The sequence below is a fragment of the Streptomyces sp. WY228 genome, from assembly GCF_019287315.1.
Lineage (GTDB): Bacteria > Actinomycetota > Actinomycetes > Streptomycetales > Streptomycetaceae > Streptomyces > Streptomyces caviscabies.
This window is the reverse complement of record NZ_CP079114.1, coordinates 4764684-4783820: the sequence shown is the minus strand read 5'-3', so window position 1 is coordinate 4783820 and position 19137 is coordinate 4764684. Positions and strand designations below refer to the sequence as shown.

At 70.3% G+C, this 19137-nt stretch carries 16 protein-coding genes; 7 read left to right on the top strand and 9 right to left on the bottom strand.

The window, feature by feature from the left end; all coding sequences use genetic code 11:
• Positions 1–172: 172 nt before the first annotated feature.
• The 4 genes from KV381_RS20845 to KV381_RS20830 all read left to right on the top strand — a co-directional run bounded on the left by KV381_RS20845 (position 173) and on the right by KV381_RS20830 (position 5011).
• Entirely contained in the window at positions 173–1477 is a 1305-nt protein-coding gene (locus KV381_RS20845; RefSeq protein ID WP_103538459.1) for an ABC transporter substrate-binding protein, read from the top strand.
• A 163-nt stretch (positions 1478–1640) separates the two neighbouring features.
• Positions 1641–2621, top strand: a complete 981-nt coding sequence (locus tag KV381_RS20840) for a carbohydrate ABC transporter permease (protein WP_030077515.1) — start codon at positions 1641–1643, stop codon at positions 2619–2621.
• Entirely contained in the window at positions 2618–3532 is a 915-nt protein-coding gene (locus tag KV381_RS20835; protein WP_030077513.1) for a carbohydrate ABC transporter permease, read from the top strand. Before KV381_RS20840 ends, KV381_RS20835 begins: the two co-directional genes overlap by 4 nt.
• Before the next feature lie 51 nt (positions 3533–3583).
• A complete protein-coding gene (locus tag KV381_RS20830) occupies positions 3584–5011 on the top strand; it encodes a GH1 family beta-glucosidase (RefSeq protein WP_030077511.1) in 1428 nt (475 codons plus the stop codon).
• 149 nt (positions 5012–5160) lie between these two features.
• Here KV381_RS20830 and KV381_RS20825 read toward each other — a convergent pair whose 3' ends face one another.
• The 5 genes from KV381_RS20825 to KV381_RS20805 form a co-directional block, all read right to left on the bottom strand.
• On the bottom strand, positions 5161–6672 hold the full coding sequence (locus KV381_RS20825; RefSeq protein ID WP_103538458.1) for a cell wall metabolism sensor histidine kinase WalK: 1512 nt from the start codon (positions 6670–6672) through the stop codon (positions 5161–5163).
• Positions 6669–7424: a response regulator transcription factor gene (locus tag KV381_RS20820; RefSeq protein ID WP_103538457.1), complete on the bottom strand. Its 756-nt coding sequence runs from the start codon at positions 7422–7424 to the stop codon at positions 6669–6671. The genes KV381_RS20825 and KV381_RS20820 overlap by 4 nt, the downstream gene beginning before the upstream one ends.
• Before the next feature lie 105 nt (positions 7425–7529).
• The gene (locus KV381_RS20815) at positions 7530–9338 is read right to left on the bottom strand and encodes a CotH kinase family protein (RefSeq protein WP_103546999.1); all 1809 of its coding nucleotides are present in this window, start codon (positions 9336–9338) and stop codon (positions 7530–7532) included.
• Positions 9338–10015 (bottom strand): DUF4956 domain-containing protein, encoded by a 678-nt coding sequence (locus KV381_RS20810; RefSeq protein WP_030077503.1) that lies wholly within the window; start codon positions 10013–10015, stop codon positions 9338–9340. Before KV381_RS20810 ends, KV381_RS20815 begins: the two co-directional genes overlap by 1 nt.
• Positions 10012–10878, bottom strand: a complete 867-nt coding sequence (locus KV381_RS20805; RefSeq protein ID WP_373461067.1) for a polyphosphate polymerase domain-containing protein — start codon at positions 10876–10878, stop codon at positions 10012–10014. Before KV381_RS20805 ends, KV381_RS20810 begins: the two co-directional genes overlap by 4 nt.
• 530 nt (positions 10879–11408) lie before the next feature.
• On the opposite strand from KV381_RS20805, the gene KV381_RS20800 reads away from it, so the two are divergent.
• A complete protein-coding gene (locus KV381_RS20800) occupies positions 11409–11960 on the top strand; it encodes a DUF417 family protein (protein ID WP_218785980.1) in 552 nt (183 codons plus the stop codon).
• Positions 11961–12030: 70 nt separating this feature from the next.
• Here KV381_RS20800 and KV381_RS20795 read toward each other — a convergent pair whose 3' ends face one another.
• Entirely contained in the window at positions 12031–13494 is a 1464-nt protein-coding gene (locus tag KV381_RS20795) for an MFS transporter (RefSeq protein WP_030633017.1), read from the bottom strand.
• A 365-nt stretch (positions 13495–13859) separates the two neighbouring features.
• Here KV381_RS20795 and KV381_RS20790 point away from each other — a divergent pair, with 365 nt between their 5' ends.
• A complete protein-coding gene (locus KV381_RS20790) occupies positions 13860–14546 on the top strand; it encodes a DUF4232 domain-containing protein (RefSeq protein WP_218787271.1) in 687 nt (228 codons plus the stop codon).
• Between the two features lie 19 nt (positions 14547–14565).
• On the opposite strand, the gene KV381_RS20785 is transcribed toward KV381_RS20790, so the two are convergent.
• Positions 14566–15513 carry an NAD(P)-dependent alcohol dehydrogenase gene (locus tag KV381_RS20785; RefSeq protein WP_030633023.1) on the bottom strand — a complete coding sequence of 316 codons (948 nt, stop codon included), beginning with the start codon at positions 15511–15513 and terminating at the stop codon, positions 14566–14568.
• Positions 15514–15646: 133 nt separating this feature from the next.
• Between KV381_RS20785 and KV381_RS20780 the strand changes: the two genes are divergently transcribed.
• On the top strand, positions 15647–16318 hold the full coding sequence (locus KV381_RS20780) for a TetR/AcrR family transcriptional regulator (protein ID WP_030633025.1): 672 nt from the start codon (positions 15647–15649) through the stop codon (positions 16316–16318).
• Positions 16319–16611: 293 nt separating this feature from the next.
• Here KV381_RS20780 and KV381_RS20775 read toward each other — a convergent pair whose 3' ends face one another.
• Positions 16612–17607 (bottom strand): hypothetical protein, encoded by a 996-nt coding sequence (locus tag KV381_RS20775; RefSeq protein ID WP_218785979.1) that lies wholly within the window; start codon positions 17605–17607, stop codon positions 16612–16614.
• Complete coding sequence (locus KV381_RS20770; protein WP_218785978.1) at positions 17604–19076, bottom strand: hypothetical protein; 1473 nt, start codon at positions 19074–19076, stop codon at positions 17604–17606. The genes KV381_RS20775 and KV381_RS20770 overlap by 4 nt, the downstream gene beginning before the upstream one ends.
• Between the last annotated feature and the right edge of the window lie 61 nt (positions 19077–19137).

Genomic DNA, 19137 nt, shown 5'->3' with positions numbered 1-19137 from the left:
TAAGTGTCAAGAGAACGCACACCGAAGGCAGTTGGGCGGTAGTCCGGTGTAACCCCAAGCTGTTATGCGTTCGAGTCTTGACGGGGCGGGGGCGGTGGGGGACGCTCCAGACGCAGGTTTTGAGAGCGCTCTCAAGGCGCTCGGTTCATCCCGAAGCCAAGGGAGGCTTCCCATGCCCATCGCCCGAGCCGCCAAGCGAGCCACTGTCCGCCTCGGCGCGGTCGTCCTCGCCGGGGCCCTCCTCGCCGCCTGTGGATCCGGCGACTCGTCGGACTCGTCCGACAGCGCGGGCGGAAAGGTCACGCTCAACGTCGACCTCTTCGGGTCGTTCGGCTTCAAGGAGGCCGGGCTGTACGAGGAGTACCAGAAGCTCAACCCCAACATCACGATCAAGCAGAGCGACACCCAGGACGAGGCGGACTACTGGAAGTCGCTCCAGACCCGTCTCGCGGGCGGCGGCGGTCTCGCGGACGTGCAGGGCGTGGAGGTGGGCCGCATCGCGTCGGTCACCCAGCAGCAGGCCGACAAGTTCCAGGACCTGAAGGAATTCGGGGCCGACAAGCTCAAGGACGAGTTCGCCGAGGCCAAGTGGTCGGCGGCGACCACCAAGGACGGCAAGATCCTCGGCCTCGGCACGGACGTCGGCCCGGAGGCGATGTGCTACCGCACCGACCTCTTCAAGCAGGCCGGGCTGCCCACGGACCGCGAGGAGCTCGCGAAGAAGTGGGCCACCTGGGACGGCTACCTGGAGCTGGGCAAGGAGTACAAGAAGAAGGCCCCCGCCAAGAGCGCCTGGCTGGACAGCGTCGGCTCGCTCTACGGGATCATGATCGGCCAGGAGGAGGAGCGGTACTACGACGCCTCCGGCGAGCTGATCTACGAGAAGAACCCGGCGGTCAAGGAGGCCTGGGACACCTCCGTGGCGGCGGCCGAGGCGGGCCTGAGCGCCAAGCTCGACCAGTGGTCGCCGCAGTGGAACCAGGCGTTCGCGGCCGGTTCGTTCGCGACGATCCCGTGCCCGGCCTGGATGCTCGGCTACGTCAAGGGCCAGGCCGGTGACGCGGGCAAGGGCAAGTGGGACATCGCCAAGCTGCCCGGCGGCGCGGGCAACTGGGGCGGCTCGTACCTCTCCATCCCGCGCGCGGCCAAGCACAAGAAGGAGGCGTACGCGCTCATCGAGTGGCTGACCGCCCCCGAGCAGCAGGCGAAGGTCTTCCAGAAGCAGGGCAACTTCCCGTCCTCGACGGGCGCCATCGAGACGATCTCGGACGCCAAGGACGAGTACTTCTCGGGCGCCCCGATCGGCCAGATCTTCGGTGACGCGGCCAAGGATTCCCCGGTCCAGGTGCTGGGTGTGCACGACCAGAACGTGATGCAGCAGATCACGAACGCGCTGAGCGAGGTCGAGCGCAAGGGCAAGCCGGCGGACAAGGCGTGGGAGACGGCGAAGAAGGGCGTGGACAACGTGATCGGCTGACCCGCCGGTCCGCGCGGTCCAGCTCCTCCCCGCCCGTCCCTGGGGCCGGCCCACCGGTGCACACCACGGTGGCCCGGCCCCACCCCCGTACCCCCGAATCCCTGCACCTCCGCACCCCCGCACCTCCGCAACAGACCGCCCCCCGATCCCGAAGGGCCGCACCGTGTCCCTCACCGCCACCGCGAAGGCCGGGCCCCCCGGCCCCGCCGGAACCGGGCCCGGCCCCGACGACGGCCGGGCCGCCGCGCTCCGGCGCACCTGGCGCAAGGCCTCCCCGTACGCCTACATCGCCCCGTTCTTCACGCTCTTCCTCGCCTTCGGCCTCTTCCCGCTCCTCTACACCGCGTTCGTCTCGCTCTACCGCGTCGAGCTCCAGACCAGCGGCGAGATGGAGTGGCGGGGCATCGCCAACTACACGGCGCTGTTCACCGACGAGTACTTCTGGACCTCGCTGCGCAACACGTTCACCATCGGCGTGCTGTCCACGGTCCCGCAGCTGGCGATGGCGCTGGGCCTGGCGCACCTGCTCAACTACAAGCTGCGCGGCCGGACCTTCATCCGCACCGCGATCCTGCTCCCGTACGCGACCTCCGTGGCCGCCGCGACGCTCGTCTTCGCGCAGCTCTTCGGCAAGGACTTCGGGCTGATCAACTATGTGATCGGGCTGGTCGGCTTCGACCCGGTGGACTGGCAGACCGGCACGGTCGCCTCGCAGATCGCGGTGTCGTCGATCGTGGTCTGGCGGTGGACGGGGTACAACGCGCTGATCTACCTGGCGGGCATGCAGTCGATCCCGCACGAGCTGTACGAGGCGGCGGAGATGGACGGGGCCTCGCGCTGGCGGCAGTTCCTCCACGTGACGCTGCCCGGTCTGCGCCCCACGATCGTCTTCACCGTCATCATCTCGACGATCGGCGCGACCCAGCTCTTCGGTGAGCCGCTGCTGTTCGAGGGGTCGATCTCCGGCGGTATCTCGCACCAGTACCAGACCCTCGGCCTGTACATGTACGAGCAGGGCTGGGGCTTCTTCCACCTGGGCCGGGCCGCGGCCATCGCCTGGGTGATGTTCGTCCTGATCGTGGTGCTCGTCGGGGTCAACGCCCTGCTCGTGCGCCGCCGCGCACGCAAGGAGGCCGGCCGATGACCGCGCTCGCCGCACCGCCGACCGCGCCCGAGAAGGGCGATCCGCCGCAGAGCCCGCCGGCCGGCCGGCGCATCGGCAAGGGAGGCGCGGGCCGCACGATGAAGGGCGGCTGGCTCTCCTACCTGATCCTCGGCTTCGCCCTCCTCATCTCGGCGTTCCCGTTCTACTGGACGATCGTCACGGCCAGCCGGTCCAACGCCGACATGGCGAAGGTCCCGCCGAGCCTGCTGCCCGGACCGAACCTGATCAAGAACTTCGAGCAGGTCCTCGAAGAGGCGGACATCGGCAAGGCGCTGCTGAACTCGCTGATCGTGTCGGGTTCGATCACGATCGGCACGGTGCTGTGCTGCACGCTGGCCGGATTCGCCTTCGCCAAGCTGAAGTTCAAGGGCCGCAACGCCCTGCTGACGCTGACGATCGGGACGATGATGATCCCGCCGCAGCTCGGTGTGATCCCGCTGTTCATGCTGATCGCCGAACTCCAGTGGGTGAACCAGCTCCAGGCGGTCATCCTGCCGGGCCTGGTCTCCGCCTTCGGTGTCTTCTTCATGCGCCAGTACCTGGTGCAGTCGCTGCCGGACGAGCTGATCGAGGCGGCCCGGGTGGACGGCGCGTCCACGGCCCGCATCTTCTGGTCGATCGTGGTCCCGATCGCGCGGCCGGGGATGGCGGTGCTCGGGATGCTGACGTTCATGACGGCGTGGAACGACTTCTTCTGGCCGATCATCGCGCTGTCCTCGCAGGAGCCGACCGTGCAGGTCGCGCTGCGTCAGCTCGGCGGCGGCTACGTCAACGACCAGTCGGTGATCATGGCCGGCACGCTGCTCGGCACGCTGCCCGTACTGCTGGTCTTCGGCCTGCTCGGCCGGCAGATCGTCGGCGGCATCATGCAGGGCGCGGTCAAGGGCTGATCCGCGCTCCCCCCATCTGCTCGCCCCCTCACTTCCTGGAGTGTCAGTCTCATGACCGCTGTCGATGCCCGCCCGGCGACCTCCACAGGCGCCCTCCCCGAGGCCGGTACGGTGCTCCGCTTCCCGACCGGTTTCCGGTGGGGCACGGCCACCGCCGCCTACCAGATCGAGGGCGGGGCCGCCGAGGACGGCCGTACGCCGTCGATCTGGGACACCTTCAGCCGGACGCCCGGCAAGGTGCGCAACGGCGACACCGGTGACATCGCCGCCGACCATCTGCACCGGATGCCGGACGACGTACGCCTGATGAAGGAACTCGGCGTCACCGACTACCGGTTCTCGGTCTCCTGGCCCCGGGTCCAGCCGACCGGCCGGGGCCCGGCGGTGGAGCGCGGCCTGGACTTCTACCGCCGGCTGGTCGACGAGCTGCTGGAGGCCGGCATCAGACCGGTGGCGACGCTCTACCACTGGGACCTGCCGCAGGAGCTGGAGGACGCGGGCGGCTGGCCGGAGCGGGACACGGCGCACCGGTTCGCGGAGTACGCGGGCCTGGTGGCGGGCGCGCTGGGCGACCGGGTGCCGACCTGGACCACGCTCAACGAGCCCTGGTGCGCGGCGTTCCTCGGGTACGGGAACGGGGTCCACGCCCCCGGCCGGACCAGCGACCTCGCGGCCCTGCGCGCCGCCCACCACCTGAACCTGGCGCACGGCGCGGGCGCGCGGGTCCTGCGCGACCGCCTCCCGGAGACGGCGGAGATCTCGCTCACCCTGAACCTGCACGCCCTGCGCCCGCTGACCGACACGGAGGCGGACCGGGACGCGGTGCGCCGGATCGACGCGGTGGCGAACCGGATCTTCCTGGACCCGGTCTTCCACGGCCGGCTGCCGCAGGACCTGGTCGAGGACACGGCGGCGGTGACGGACTGGTCGTTCGTGAGGGACGGCGACCTGGAGGTCACGTCGACCCCGATCGACTCGCTGGGCATCAACTACTACTCCCCCAGCGTGGTTTCGGCGGGCACGTCGGAGTCGCCCTCGCCGTGGGCGGGCGCGGAGAAGCATGTGGCGTTCACGCCGGCGGCGGGCCCGCGCACGGCGATGGACTGGCCGGTGGACGCGAACGGCCTGTACGAACTGCTGACCCGCCTGCGCGACGAACTCCCGTCCGTGCCGGTGCTGGTGACGGAGAACGGCGCGGCGTACGACGACTACGCCGACCCGGAGGGCGAGGTCCACGACCCGGAGCGGGTGGCGTACCTGGAGTCCCATCTGGCGGCCGTGCACCGGGCGATCGCGGACGGGGTGGACGTACGCGGGTACTTCCTGTGGTCGCTGCTGGACAACTTCGAGTGGGCGTACGGCTACAGCAAGCGGTTCGGCATCGTGCACGTGGACTTCGCGTCGCAGCGGCGTACGGCGAAGGACAGCGCGCGGTGGTACGCGGAACTGATCGCGCGGGGCGGGCTGTTGGAGGGATGAGGGGCGGAGCCTCCTGAGGGGCTGAGCTTCGCGATGTGGTCCAGGGCTCCGGGGTGCAGCACGCCCCGGGGCCCTTCGGCGTGCCGTACCGCGACGACGGGGCGGTACCCACCGCCCGACGCGGCCCGGGCCCGACACCCGATGCCGTCTCAGTGCGCGGGCAGGAGAAGGCGGAAGGTGCATCCGGCCCCGGGGCGGGTGTCGAGTTCGATGCGGCCCCGGTGGGCTTCGGCGATGGCGGAGGCGATCGCGAGGCCCAGGCCGCTGCCGGGTTCGTCGGCGTCCGCGGGGGCGGCCCGGTAGAAGCGGTCGAAGACGTGGTGGGCGTCCTCGGGGCCGAGGCCTGGGCCGGTGTCGGCCACCTCGATCACGGCGGCCGGGATGCCGGGCGGCAGGGCGGGGGTGGCGCTGGTGCGGCCGGGGCGGTCGAGGCCCCCGGCGGCCAGGCTCGTGCGCATGGTGCCGACGCGTACGTGGATGCGTGCGGGGGCCGGGGTGTGGGTGCAGGCGTTGGTCAGCAGGTTGGTGACGACCTGGGCGAGCTGGTCGGCGTCGCCGACGGTCTCGACGACGTCCAGTTCCTGGCCGCTGGTGTCGGTAAAGCCGGTGCGGAGCGGTTCCAGGGTGATGGTGCGGCCGGGGTGGCGTACGGCGGTGGTGGTGATGCTGTCGGCGGCCAGGGAGAGCAGGTCGACGGGTTCCGGGTGGGGGCCGGGGGCGTGGCCGAGCTTGGCGAGCAGGAAGAGGTCGTCGACCAGGCGGCTCATGCGGTCGGCATTGGCGGCGATGAGCGCGTGGGCTTCGGCGCGGCGCTCGGCGGACATGCGGGGGTCGTCGTGGAGGAGTTCGGCGAAGCCCTGGACGGCGGTGAGCGGGGTGCGCAGTTCGTGTCCGGCGTCGGCCATGAACCGGCGCATCTGCCGCTCGGAGGCGGCGGTGCGGTGCAGGGCGGTGCGCAGCCGGTCGAGCATGGTGTTCAGGGCCTGCCCCAGCCGTCCGACCTCGGTGGCGGGATCGGTGTCGGGCACGCGGAGGTCCAGCGCCCCGTCGGTGATCCGCTGGGCGGTGGCCTCGACGCGGGAGAGGGGCCGCAGCCCCAGGCGTACGGCGGCGTTGCCGAGCAGGGCGACCCCGGCGGCCACGACGACACCGAGAGAAGCGCTGAACCACAGCAGCTTGGTGGTCGCGCCGTCGACGGTGTCCAGGGGCAGGGCGACGACGGCGCGGATGCGGTCGGGTCCGGAGTCGGCGATGACGCGCCAGCTGCCGTCGCCGGTGGCGGCGGGAACGGTGGCGGGTGCACTGTCCCGCAACGTCAACCGGGATGTTCTGCCGGGGAGTCGTGGTCCGCGGTCGTCCTTGCGGCCCAGCGAGTCGGCCATCAGGCGGCCGTCGGAGCCGTAGATGTAGACGCGGTAGTCCGAGGGCAGGATGTCGCCGTTCCTGGGGACGTGCAGGCGGCCGTCGTCGGCAATGTCCTCGTATATGCGGCCGGGTGGTCTGAAGCCGGTGAGCCGGTCGTCGATCTGGTCGGTGAGCCAGGAGCGCAGCACGGTCAGTCCGGCGGTCTGGCACAGCAGGACGGCGCAGGTCGCCAGGACGGTGGCGATGAGCACGAGCCGGGTGCGCAGCGAGCGCGGGGCTCTCGGGCGGCTTCTCACGGCTCTCGCGTCCCGGCGCCGCTGCTGTCGGCCAGGCGCAGGCAGTAGCCGACGCCGCGGACGGTGTGGATCAGGGCGGGCGGGGTGGCGTCGATCTTGCGGCGCAGGTTCTTGATGTAGGTGTCGACGATCCGGGTGTCGCCGGCGAAGTCGTACTGCCACACCTCCTGGAGGATCGCGCGTTTCTCGATCACCCGGTCGGCCTGTGCCATCAGGCAGGCCAGGAGCCGGAATTCGGTCGGCGACAGCCTCAGCGGCCGGCCCGCCCGGTGCACGGTGTGCGCGTCCTGGTCCAGGAGGAGATCGCCGTAGCGCAGGGGCGGACGGGCACGGCCGGCGGAGGCCGGGGCGGAGGAGCCGGTACGGCGCAGGATCGCGCGGATCCGCAGCAGCACCTCCTGGACGTGGAAGGGCTTGGTGACGTAGTCGTCGCCGCCCGAGCTGAGGCCGATGATGCGGTCCTCGACCTCGGTGCGCGCGGTGAGGAACAGCACCGGGGTGTAGAGGCCCTGGGCGCGCAGCTGCCGGGTCAGGTCGAAGCCGTCGGCGTCGGGCAGCATCACGTCCATGACGATCAGGTCGGGCTGCCGGTCGCCCGCCTTGAACATGGCCTCCTGACCGGTGACGGCCGCGACGACGGAGTGTCCGGCGGCGCCCAGGGCGGAGGTGAGCAGGGTGCGGATGCTGGGGTCGTCCTCGACCACGAGGATCGTGGACCGGGCCGGGGCGGGCCCGGAGGCGGGGCGGGACATGTGCGGCTCACTGGGGTAGAGGGCGGTGCCGCGCGAGGGTAGCGGCACCGGCTGTGAGAGGCGGCCGGAGCCCGGGACGGGGGGTGGCCGTCCCGGGCTCCGGGGTCATCCGGTGACCTGCTTGTTCTTCGCGAGCGCCGCGGTGCGCTCGGTCACCGTGGTGCGCAGCTTCTCCACTGCGGCGTCCAGCTCCTTCGAGGACCCGGCCGCCTCACGGGCCTGCTCCGCGATGGTGTCCAGGGCCTCGACCGCCGTGTCGGAGGCGAAGGTCTTCGCGTAGACCTTCTTGTACGCCGCCTTGTAGACGGCGTCGAAGGCGTCGGACTCCAGGAACCGGTCCTTGAGGGCGTTCCCGCCCATCGAACCGCCCCGGCCGCCCGGCTCGCCGTTCCCGCCCCCGGGCATCCCTTCGGGCAGCTCCATCCCCTCCGGCAGTTCCATCCCTTCGGGCAGCTCCATGCCTTCGGGCAGTTCCATGCCTTCCGGCGGCTCGGGCATGCCCTCGGGCATCCCTTCCGGCCGGCCTGCGGCGCCTTCGCCGTTCTGCTCCCCTTGTCCTCCCCGTCCCCGGCCGCCGCCCATGCTGACCTTGTCGTCCGGGCCGGCTGCGGTGTCGCCGGAGAAGGTGAGGTTGTAGTCCCACCCCAGGACGGAGAACTTCTTGGTGTCCAGGTCGTACCAGAGCATGTAGTTCTTGCCGGGACCGGAGATGTCGTCGAAGTTCAGCAGCAGGTTCTGGGTGGCGATGTACGCGGCGAGCGAGTCGACGTCCACGTACTGGTGCAGTTCCTGCTCGAACTCCTTGTCGGAGGCTTCGTCCGCCCACTTGATCAGCTTCATGACCGGGCTCAGGTCCTGGCTGCCGACCTTGTTGAGCTGACGGAAGGAGCTCTTGTAGTCGGACGGGTCGTCCCCGCGGTAGGCGAAGCTCCCACCGGCCCGGGCCTTGTAGAGGATCCCGTTGCCGTCGCCGACGGCCTCGGCGTACTCGGTGTCCGGGTTGTCGACCATCAGGCGGGTCACCGCGGGCCGGTCGTTCACCTGCACCGAGGTGAAGCCGTACGCCTCGGCGGGCTGCCCGGAGGACTCGGTCAGCGACAGCGACAGCGCCTCGTTCAACGGCACCTGCTCGTTCGCTCCGGGGCGGAGCGAGATCTCCCGCTCTCCCTGGTAGGCGCGCCCTTCGATGTACTCGTCGATCTTGATCAGCCAGGGCAGTTCCTCGGGCTTCTCGGCGGACAGGTCGTACTGCACCATCCCGCCCGGCCCCCCACCGGCGGCTGCCGGACCGCCGCCGGCGGCGTCGCCTCCCGTACCGCCCTGGGCGGCCTGGCCGGGCTGCTGCTGGGAAGTGCCGGGACCGCCGCCGGTGTCCTGGCCGCGGTCCCGGCCCTCGCCCCCGCCCGCGCCTTGACCGGCGGCGGGCGGGCCGCCCTGCTGGGCACCGGCACGACCGGGCAGGTTCCGGCCGCCACCGGGCATGCCCTTGCCGTTGCCCCGCAGGGACATCAGGGTGGAGTTCCCCTTGAGACGGATCCCGACGTTCTCCAGATGGACGCCGTCGATCGTCAGGTCGGCCGAGATGTAGTCCTTCGTTCCCTCGTCCTCGAACTCCTTGATCATCTTGTTGAAGTCGGTCTGCTTGTACGTGAGTTGAATCTGGTGGGCCACCGACGCGTCGTAGAGGCCGACGGTGCCCTTGACGTCCTCGGTGATGGTGTCGGCCTCCACCCGCGATGCGGAGGTGACGTACGGCGACACGCGGGCGTCGCCGAAGAAGTAGACCGCCACCGCGAGTCCCGCGCACAGCGCCCCCGCCGGCTTCCAGTGGTGGCGCAGCCGTACCGGCAGCCGGTCCTTGAGCCGCCGTCCGCGCACCGGCACCACCACCGGGTCCCGCTCGTCGCCGGCCATCAGAGGTCCGTGGTGTCGTAACCGGTCAGGACCGTGACCCGCTGCCCGGCGGTGCGCTCCTGGAGCGCCGACACCAGGTCGCCCGGCTCGGTGCCCTTCTTCATCCGCACGGTGTAGAACACCTCGGTCAGCGCCCCGCCGCGGATGGTCTCCGTGCTCACCAGCTCGTACTCGCTGGTGTACTTGATCAGGACGTCGCTGATCGCCGGGCCGTAGTCCTCGCCGGTGGGCACCTGCACCTTGACGACCTGCCGCTGTACGTCGAGGGCGAACCAGTTGAACTTGAACATGATCAGGATGACGACGCAGATGGTCACGGCGCCGGCCACGGCGAGCGTGTAGAAGCGGGCGCCGCAGGCCATGCCGATGGCCATGGCCAGGAAGATGAAGCCGACGTCCCGCGTCTCCTTGATGGCGTTACGGAACCGGACCACCGACAACGCGCCCATCAGGGTGAACGCCCGTGCCAGGTTGGATCCGACGATCAGCATGATCAGCGCGACGATCATGCCGACGATCACGAGGGTCTGGACGTAGGACTGGCTGTAGGACACGTTGCGGTGCGTGTACCGGTAGGTGTAGCCGATGACCGTGCTCAGGACGAACGACAGCGCCAGCGCCACCACGACGTCGGCGACGCTGAACGTCCCGCTGAGTTCCTGCAGATCGAAGTTCACTGTGCTCCTGCTTTCAGCAGCGTGTGCGGCTGCTGCTCGATGGGGGAGGGCGGCGGCGGGCAGTCCGCCTCGTTGATGTGGAAGACCGAGCGCGGCGCCAGGCCGAACGCCTCGACGGACTGGACGTACTTGGAGATCCGGACCAGGTTGAGGTTGCGCCGGGCGGCGAGGTCGGTGATCCAGTGCGGAGTGCGCTCGTTCACCTTGATCTCCATCACCGACATGTGCGGCGGGATGGTGAACCGGTTCTCCGGGGTGGACGTGCCGAAGTGGAAGTCCCGGTCACGGCCTCGTACGCGACGGTCGAAGGTGACCCGCAGCCCGGTGTCCGCGTCCCGGCCGACCAGGGCCTCGCGCTGGTAGCCCGTGATCGCGGTGGGCTGCAGATTCAGCCGTACGATCAGATCGAGGACCTCCTGGATGAAGGCGCTCTCCTTCGCGCTGTGGTCGACCATTTCTCGGCCGTCGCACAGCCGCCGCGCCACTCCGTACGGCAGAGTGATCCGCCGCTTCTGCGTGACACGGTTGACGCGCTGCTTGATCTCCACGCACACCGGCGAGTCGTCGGTGACCGCGTCGAGATCGCCGTAGTGGCGGATCCGCAGCTTGCGCCGGAACTTCAGTCCCTCGATCTTCTCCCAGTAGAAGCGCAGTTGAGGAGTGTCGTAGTACAGGCTCCACACGCCGTAGCCGCCCACCGGGCTGTTGAGATCACGGTCCATCCGCTCACCCAGCTCGTCCCGGATCGCCGCGGCCTCCTCGACCGGCACCAGATACTTCAACTCGAACCGGTTGAACGCGTGCAGCCTGCTGGCCACGTGCAGCGGCTGCCCGTCCTCTTCTGCTCCTGCGGCTTGTGACACCTGCGCCTCCTCGTCGTACGGCCCGACCGGGCGGCCGGAAGGAACGCAATCAACGGCAGATGAGGGGGCGATGAGAATCGTGGGTGTATTGCAGGAGAACTACAGGTGTACGCATGGCAAAGCGGCCGGGGTGTGCGACAGCGCTCCCGCACCGACCGACACGGCCCGCACCCGGCCCGGGGTGACGGCATTCACCGTGCCGCCTCGACGGACGACCGCCGGGCATCCGGAAGCAACATGGCGCGAATGCACCCCTTCCGGCGAGCGCAACGGGACACACCCCTTGACGCCCTCCCGACCCTCACCCCTATGGTCTAGACCAAGCGAGGAGAGGGCGGCGCCGGCCCGTCGATCACGTACCGGCCCCGCCCCGCCCACGGATCCAGCCCCCATGCCCCGCTCCCCCGCCCCCACCTCCAGGCGCGCACCACCCCGCACCGGCTGCCACCGACGCCTCAGGCGCCCGACGAGCCGCGCGGGCCGCCCATGCACGTTTTCCCACCCCCCACAGAAACAGCGGGAGATCGCACATGAGAAGCCGCACCGTAGAGCCGACGCTGCCCCCACGCACCGCGACGACCTCAACACTCGCTCCACGCCAGCGGGTTGGAGACCGACTGACCGACCTGGCCGGGCTGGTCGACGCCCACGCCCTGACGCTGCTGAGAGCGACGGTCGGCATCGTCTTCGTCGGCTTCGGCGTACTGAAGCTGTTCCCCTCGGCCAGCCCGGCGGAGCAGCTGGCCGTGGACGCGGCGACGAAGATGACCCTGGGCCTGGTGCCGGAGACGGTCCTGCTCATCTCGCTCGCGGCGCTGGAGACGGCCATCGGGATCGGCCTGATCGCCGGCCGCCGCCTGCTGCGCCCCGCGCTCGTCGCGTTCTTCCTCCACATGGGCGGCGTGTTCTCGACCCTCGTCCTTCTCCCCGACGCGATGTGGCAGCCCCATTCCCCCGCGCCGACCATGGAGGGGCAGTACGTCGTCAAGAACGTGGTCCTGGTGGCCGTGTGCCTGGTCGTCGCCGCCGACGCCTGGGGACGTGGGTCGAGGTCCCGGCACCGGCCCCGCTCCCGTCCCTGAAGGCCGGACCGTACGGGCCGAGCAGCGGCATCGTCAGCCCGTGGGCTCGGCCGGTACGGGTATCAGGGCGTCAGCCCACGTGGGCCGGCACCTCAGCGGGCCGGTGCGGGGTGGCCGCGAGGCGGCGACCCCGGAGCATGGTCGCGGCGATGGCCGCCGCGACCACCAGGGTGACGGCAGTGGCGAGGAAGACCGAGGAGTAGCCATCCGTGAGGGCGGCCGCCTGGCCGCCGCCGGCCGCGGCGGAACGTTCAACGGCGCCGAGGTAGATCGTGGTGAACACCGACAGACCGACGCAACCACCGATCTGCATGGCGGAGTTGACCAGGGCCGATGCGGCACCGGCATCGTGGTGGTCGACGCCGGCAAGGGCGACGTTCTGCACGGGGATGATCACGAAGGCGATCCCGATGCCGACGACCACCAGGCCGCCGAAGACCTCGGTCCAGTAGCTTCCGTCGGCGGTGATGAAGGTCAGCCACAGCATCCCGGCCGCCGCGATCAGCGGCCCACCGGCCATCAGGACGCGCGGGCCCCTGGTGGGCAGCAGCCTGGCGGCCACGGGCGCGGTGATCATGGTCGCGAAGGTCATCGCGAGGCTCGCGAGTCCGGCCGTCAGCGGGGAGAGCCCGAGCACGATCTGCAGGTGGAACATCAGGTAGAGGGTCATCCCGATGTAGACGGCGCCGATCGTCGCCTGGATGAGGAACGCCCCGGCGCGGGCGCGGTCCCGCACGATCCGCAGCGGCAGCAGCGGCTGCGCGGCACGGGCCTCGATCCACACGAACGCCGCCAGCAGCACCAGACCGCCGGCGAGGAAGCCGATGGTGTCCGGCTCGGTCCATCCGGACTCGGCGAGGGTGAACCCGTAGACGAGGGCGGCCAAGCCGAGGGTGACGGCCAGGGTGCCCCAGATGTCGTAGCCGTTGCCGCCCTCGACCCGGCTTTCGGAGACGAAGATCAGGGCGCCGGCCAGGCCGACGACGGCGAAGACGATGTTGACCAGCAGGCACCAGCGCCAGTCGGCGAACTCGGTCAGGACACCGCCGAGCGCCAGGCCGACGGCGGCACCGGTACCGGCGACGGTGCCGAAGACGGCGAACGCCGTACCGCGCTCACGCCCGGCCGGAAACGTGACCGTCAGCAACGCGAGCGCCGCGGGTGCCAGCAGCGCCGCGAACACACCCTGCAGGCCGCGCGCCGCGATCAGCTCGGTCCCGCTCTGCGCGAGACCGCCCCACGCGGAGGCGGCCCCGAAGCCGAGCATCCCGACCATGTAGCTGCGCTTGCGCCCCCAGTAGTCGGCGACGCGTCCGCCGAGCAGCAACAGCGCGCCGAAGGCGAGGACGTACGCGGTGATGACCCACTGCCGCTCGGTGTCGCTCAGCTCCAGTTCGCGCTGGGCCTGGGGCAGGGCCACGTTGACGATCGTCGCGTCGAGCACGACGACCAGCTGGGTCAGGGCGATCACGGCCAGCGCCCACCAGCGGCGGGGGTCAGGATCGGTGGGCCGGGACGGCAGGAGGACAGACACGAAAAAACCTCCGGGGTTCTGTCTAACGAGCGCCGGAGGTTTCAAGCCTCGGACCAGACACCGGACGGCCGGGTCTGACCACCTCGACCACGGGGCCGAGCACACCCATCCTAACCACGGCCCACCGACCGGTCCGGACCACGAAGGACCGTGATCCGGCTCACAGAGGGACGCCGGACATCCTCGGCTCCTGGACCCGAACAAGCCCCGCGAGCTGGTGTTTGGCGCAAAATATCGCCGCTCCGATGGAACGGATCCGCTGAGACAGAACCTGGACATGCACGCAATCGTTTGAAGATCGGCCCGCCCCTAACGTCGTCGTGGTCAGCAGGAAGCACCGCACACGACAGCCGTTGGAGATCATGATGCGCTCGCGTCTCGCCACCCGTTCCGCCCGCCTCGTCCTGGCCGCCGCGGTCGTGACGGCGCTCGCCGCGACCACCGCGTGCGGCCCCGAGGACCCCACGGAGAACGGCGCCGCGGCCTCCTCCTCGTCACCCTCCGCAGAGGGCGGCGGCGGCAAGGGCGAGGCTCCGTCCGGCGACAGCGCACCGTCCGAGGCGGGCACATCGACGAACGGCTCCGACTCCACCGGTGGCGCAGGCGACAAGGGCGAATCCTCGACCGGCGACAAGAGCGGCTACGGGCAGTCCTGCGGAACCAACGACCTGGACTTCACGGTCACATGGGAGGCCCAGCCGATCAGCCACTACCTCGTCACCGCCAAGGCCAAGTCCGGCATCGCGTGCTACCTGGACGTCAACACGCCCAGCGTTTCCTTCGGTTCGGCCGCCGACGGCGTGGCGTCGCCCGTCGGGCAGGGCGGCGAGGACCCGATCAAGCTGTCCGGTTCCTCCGTCGCGTACGCCGGTATCAACGTCAAGACCACCGAGGGCGACGGCGGCAAGCAGTTCGAGCACGTCATCATCGCCACCTCCGAGGAGGACCCGAACCCCGCCCAGATCGAGCTGCCCGACGCGCCCACCGTCGACAAGCCGATCGTCACCAACTGGTCGACCAAGCGCGACGAGGTCGTTCCGCGCATCGTCTGACGCCCGACGGAAAGCGGCCTCACACCACCTGGATCACATGCTTGCCCCGTACTCCGCCCGCCTCCAGGGCGCGGTGGGCGGTGGCGATGTCCGCCAGCGGATGGACCGTGTCGACGACGGGCCGCAGGTCACCACGCTCCACGTACGCGGTCAGCTCGGCGAACAGGTCGTGCTTCGGGTTGCCGCTGAAGAAGCGGACGCGCTGCCGGCCGTGCACGGCCGAGCCCAGCAGATAGCCGATGCTCCGGACCGGGTGGTCGATGTCGAAGGCGATGGAGACCAGACGACCGCCGGGCGCCAACCGCCGCCGCAGCACGGGGTGTTCGGTGCCGACGGTGTCCATGATGACGTCGTAGCGGTCCAGGTCCGCCAGGGCGGTGGCCCGGTGGTCCAGCACCTCGTCAGCCCCCAACTCCCGCACGAAGTCAGCATTCTTGGCCCCTGCAAGCCCGGTGACATGCGCACCGAGGGCCTTCCCGAGCTGGACGGCGACACTGCCGACGCCGCCGGACGCCCCGCGCACGAGGAGGCGTTCACCCGCCCGCAGTCCGGCCTTGTCGCGCAGGGCGGTGAGGGAGGTGGTGCCTCCGGCGGGCAGTGAGGCGGCCTCGGTGAGGGTGACGTTCCCGGGGGCGTACGCGATCTGGCGCGGCCGGACGGAGACGTACTCGGCCGCGCTGCCGAAGGTGCGCCCCAGGATGCCCCACACCCGGTCACCCACGCGGAGCCCGGTGGCGTCCGGGTCCACCTCGGCGACCTCGCCCGCGAAGTCGAGCCCGGTCCGCTGCGGGAACCGGCGGCCGGTGACGAACCGGACCCGCCCGGCGCGCCCGTGCAGCTCACCGCCGTTGACGCTCGCCGCGTGCACCCGGACCAGCACCTCCCCGGGCTTGCGCACGGGCACCGGCACCCGGCCCTCGTAGAGGACCTCGGGCGGTCCGTAGCTGTCGTAGAGCGCGGCGCGCATGTCGTCGTTCACGGTGGGGGTCCTGTCTGTTCCGTGGTTCCGTCGATACGGGTGGTGAGTCCTGCTCCCACCCCTTCGTCCACCGTAGGCGGATAAACGGAAGACCCCCTCCATTTACCGTAAAGTGAGAGACATGCCAGTTCAGCCCTCTCACAACCCGCCCTCGGCCACCCCGGACCCCGGACCCGAGGCGCTACGGGCGGACGCCCGCGAGAACCGGGAACGCATCCTGCGGGCGGCCCGCGAGGCGTACGCGCTGCACGGCATCGACGTACCGATCAGCGCCATCGCCCGCCGGGCCGGCGTCGGGGTGGCCACCCTCTACCGCCGCTTCCCCACCCGCGACGCACTGATCACCGAGGCGTTCACGGAGCAGCTGACCGAGTGCGCCGGCGCACTGGACGAGGCCCTGGAGGACCCGGACCCCTGGCGCGGCCTCTGCACGGCGGTCCACAAGGTGTGCGCGATGCAGGCCACGGACCGGGGCTTCACCCACGCCTTCCTGGCCCGCTTCCCGGGCGACACGGCGTACGCCGGGGAGCGCGCCCGGGCGGAGGAGGGCCTGGCCCTGCTGGTCCGCCGGGCGAAGGAGGCGGGAGCACTGCGCCCGGACTTCGACGTCTCCGACGTGGTGCTGGCCCTGCTGGCGAACAACGGCGTGGCGACGGGGGCGGGCCCGGACGCCGCCGCCGCGTCGCGCCGACTGGTGGGCTACTTGCTGGAGTCGTTCCGTGCGACACCGTCCGCCGGGCCGCTCCCGCCGCCGGTGCGGCTGGAGCTGGAGCGGTTGGGCGGGGCTGGGTGAGGGGCCACGGATGAGAGGGGGCGGACGGGCTTCGGCCAGGACGGTGGGGAAACAGCTCAAAGAGCGTTTTGTCCCGGTGGGCGTTTGGCATTGCAGCGTTGCGTCGACCGCACATACCGCGCATACCGCGCATCTTCGGGCGCGACAGGTCCGGCAGAACACATGTGCGGCCTACAGATTTGTTGCGGACATTGGCTACTGGATGGCAGGAGAAGCGTCCGCGCGCCCGCGGCGGATCCTCGACCGTGTCTGCGGGGTCTGTGCCAGGGCGAGCCGGCGCAGGAGGCCGGCGTTCACGGTTCGAATCTCCAGGGCGAGTCCTCGCCGAGGAACGGCGACCCCGGGCGGGGTTTCCTGAACTGCCCGGTGCGCACCTCGCCGCGGACCCCGAGCCAGAGATAGATGCCGCTGCGCCACACGTCGTCGTGCTCTTCGGTGAGGAACACGACGGTGTCCGCGAGGGCGGGATCTCGGAAGCAGTAGACCTGCCAGGTGCTGCCGGCCGGGAAGCGATCGAGCCAGGAGTCGTCGACGTGATCGGCGAGGTGCACCTCGTGCTGCCTGCCGTCCGTGCCGCGGTATGTGACGTACAGGCCCGGCCGGCCGGTCATGAAGTCCGACTCCTCGTTGACCGTGACCATGGCGATGCGCGAGGTGCGATCCAGCGCGGGGAGCACCGCGTTCCGGCCGCGGCGCGAGCTGTGTCCGATCGTGCCTGCCCAGTCGACGAGGTGGATGTCGTCGAGCGCATCGGGGCGCAATGTGTTGTGGCGGAACCGCACCGGTCCACCCACCCGGCGGTCGTGATGCTCACCCTCGAGGTGGAGCCGACGGCGCAGCACGGAGCTCTCTGCGACCGCCGCGCTGATGCGCAGGTCCCACCAGGTCAGGTCATCGCCGCTGCCCGGATGCTCGATCGCCCGGTCCACGGTGCCCACGGTCTCGTAACCATCGGCGAAGCAGGCGGCCTGCCGACGGGAGCTGCCGAGCACCCACGTCAGCGCCCCGATGCCGGCGACGCCGACCGCAGTACCCCAGATCCACCACAGCGGTCCGGCAGGATCGCCGTCCGTGACGCTGTGCCAGACCGCCACCCCGATGGAGGCGAACGAGGCCGGCAGGAGCAGGGTGATGCCCATCAGCGTCACCGCGATCCCCGCGGTTTCGATGCGGGACCAGCGCCGGATCCGCGCCCGGGTCTCCGGCGTGCGCGCCGCGGCCATCCACTCGGCCGTCTGCCCACTGGGCAGGAACAGGCTCTGCACGATGGTGTTCTCGCGCATGCTCATCGCGCGCTCCTCTCGGCATGACGGCGCGCCTTCGCGCGCATCCGCTGAAAGGCCTTCCCGTGCGGGACCGTCGTCACCATGGGGTGTGCGTCCTCGGGGTCCTTCGAGGCGGTGATCAGCACCCACTGGTGCGTGGCGAGCTCCTCGGAGGTTCCGAACCCCGAGATGAACGGGAGATACCAGCCGCCTTTCGCCTCCGTCCCGAAGAGCCGTTCCGCCGGGAGAATCTCGTCCAGACAGGAGGTATCGACGACGGTGACAGCCGTGATCCAGGTGCGGAGCGCCTGATGGATCCGCTCCGCGACTCGATGGTCGAGCCGGTGATCGAGCGCGATGAACGTAGGGGAGCTATCCCCCTCGCCGCCGCTGCGGTCCCACGGAGCGCGGTGGAGGGTGCAGAGCACCCCGTGTCGGTAGATCCGCTCGTGGCCGGCCAGGTCTTCTCTCCGGATGTTCAATCGGTGCACCAGCACGCTGACCGAGACCAGCAGCCACACGAACGCCGCCACCCACAGCGCCCAGAAGAAGAACCCGTCCGGCCCTGCATCGCTCGAATCGCTGACGGTCAGGAACCAGAGAAGCCCGATCGCCGCCACCGGCAGGCACACCCAGAAGACCGGCGCGTGGATGAGCTGCGTACGGGCGAAGCTGTCCGAGTCCTCCCAGAGCCGGACCTCCTGGACCGATTCCGGCAGCGGTGCATCCTCCGCGCGACGGATGACCGGGGCCGGACGGGACGTTGCCGCCCAGATGCCCTGTGGGTCGGCGGGGAACGAACGCCGCTCACCCCGCACCTCGCCGCCAAAAGGATCACGCTCGGTCTTGAACGCCATGATCCCGAGAAACGGAGAGCCGGCCCGCGGCTCGGACCATCGCACGCGCTCGACGCGGGCACGCACCCCGTCGAGGTCGTAGCCCGCGCGCGGCACGTCGGTGAGTGAATCTGCGAGCAGGCACCGCATCGTCGCCCGGGCACCCGGTACTGCGTCTGCGCGCAGTCGGGTCCGAGGGTTCTCGAAGCACCGCACGGAGACCTCGGCACCGACCGTGAAACGCGGCAGCTCGCTGCCCGGGATCACATCGGCGAGACAGGCCCTGATCCGCTCACCCGCCTCCGTGGCGTATTCGACCTCGACCAACCAGGCATCGTGGATCAGCGAGCGCACATACGCCTCGTGCGCCGCCGCAGGCGCAAGACCTCGATACCAGTCGAGGAGCCTGCCCATGGGTGAGGTGTGCCGACGGTTCCACACGGGAAGCGGCGCGGGATGGATGGCCTGCACTACCGCGGGAACGGGCTCAGCGGCGAGCCTGGGCAAAGGTTCACGGGTCGTCCCGCTCCGGTGAACGATCATGACGCGCGTGAGGATGAAGATCAGGAGAGCACCGACGCATCCGCCGACGACGAGCCACGCCCACCAGGGCAGGTCTTGCGAATCGGTGCAGCACGTCCAAGCTCTCGGATCCATCGCACTTCCCCCACCGTCTACCGTCTCCTGGAGGAACATCGCATCGTCGCGGTGCGGAGTT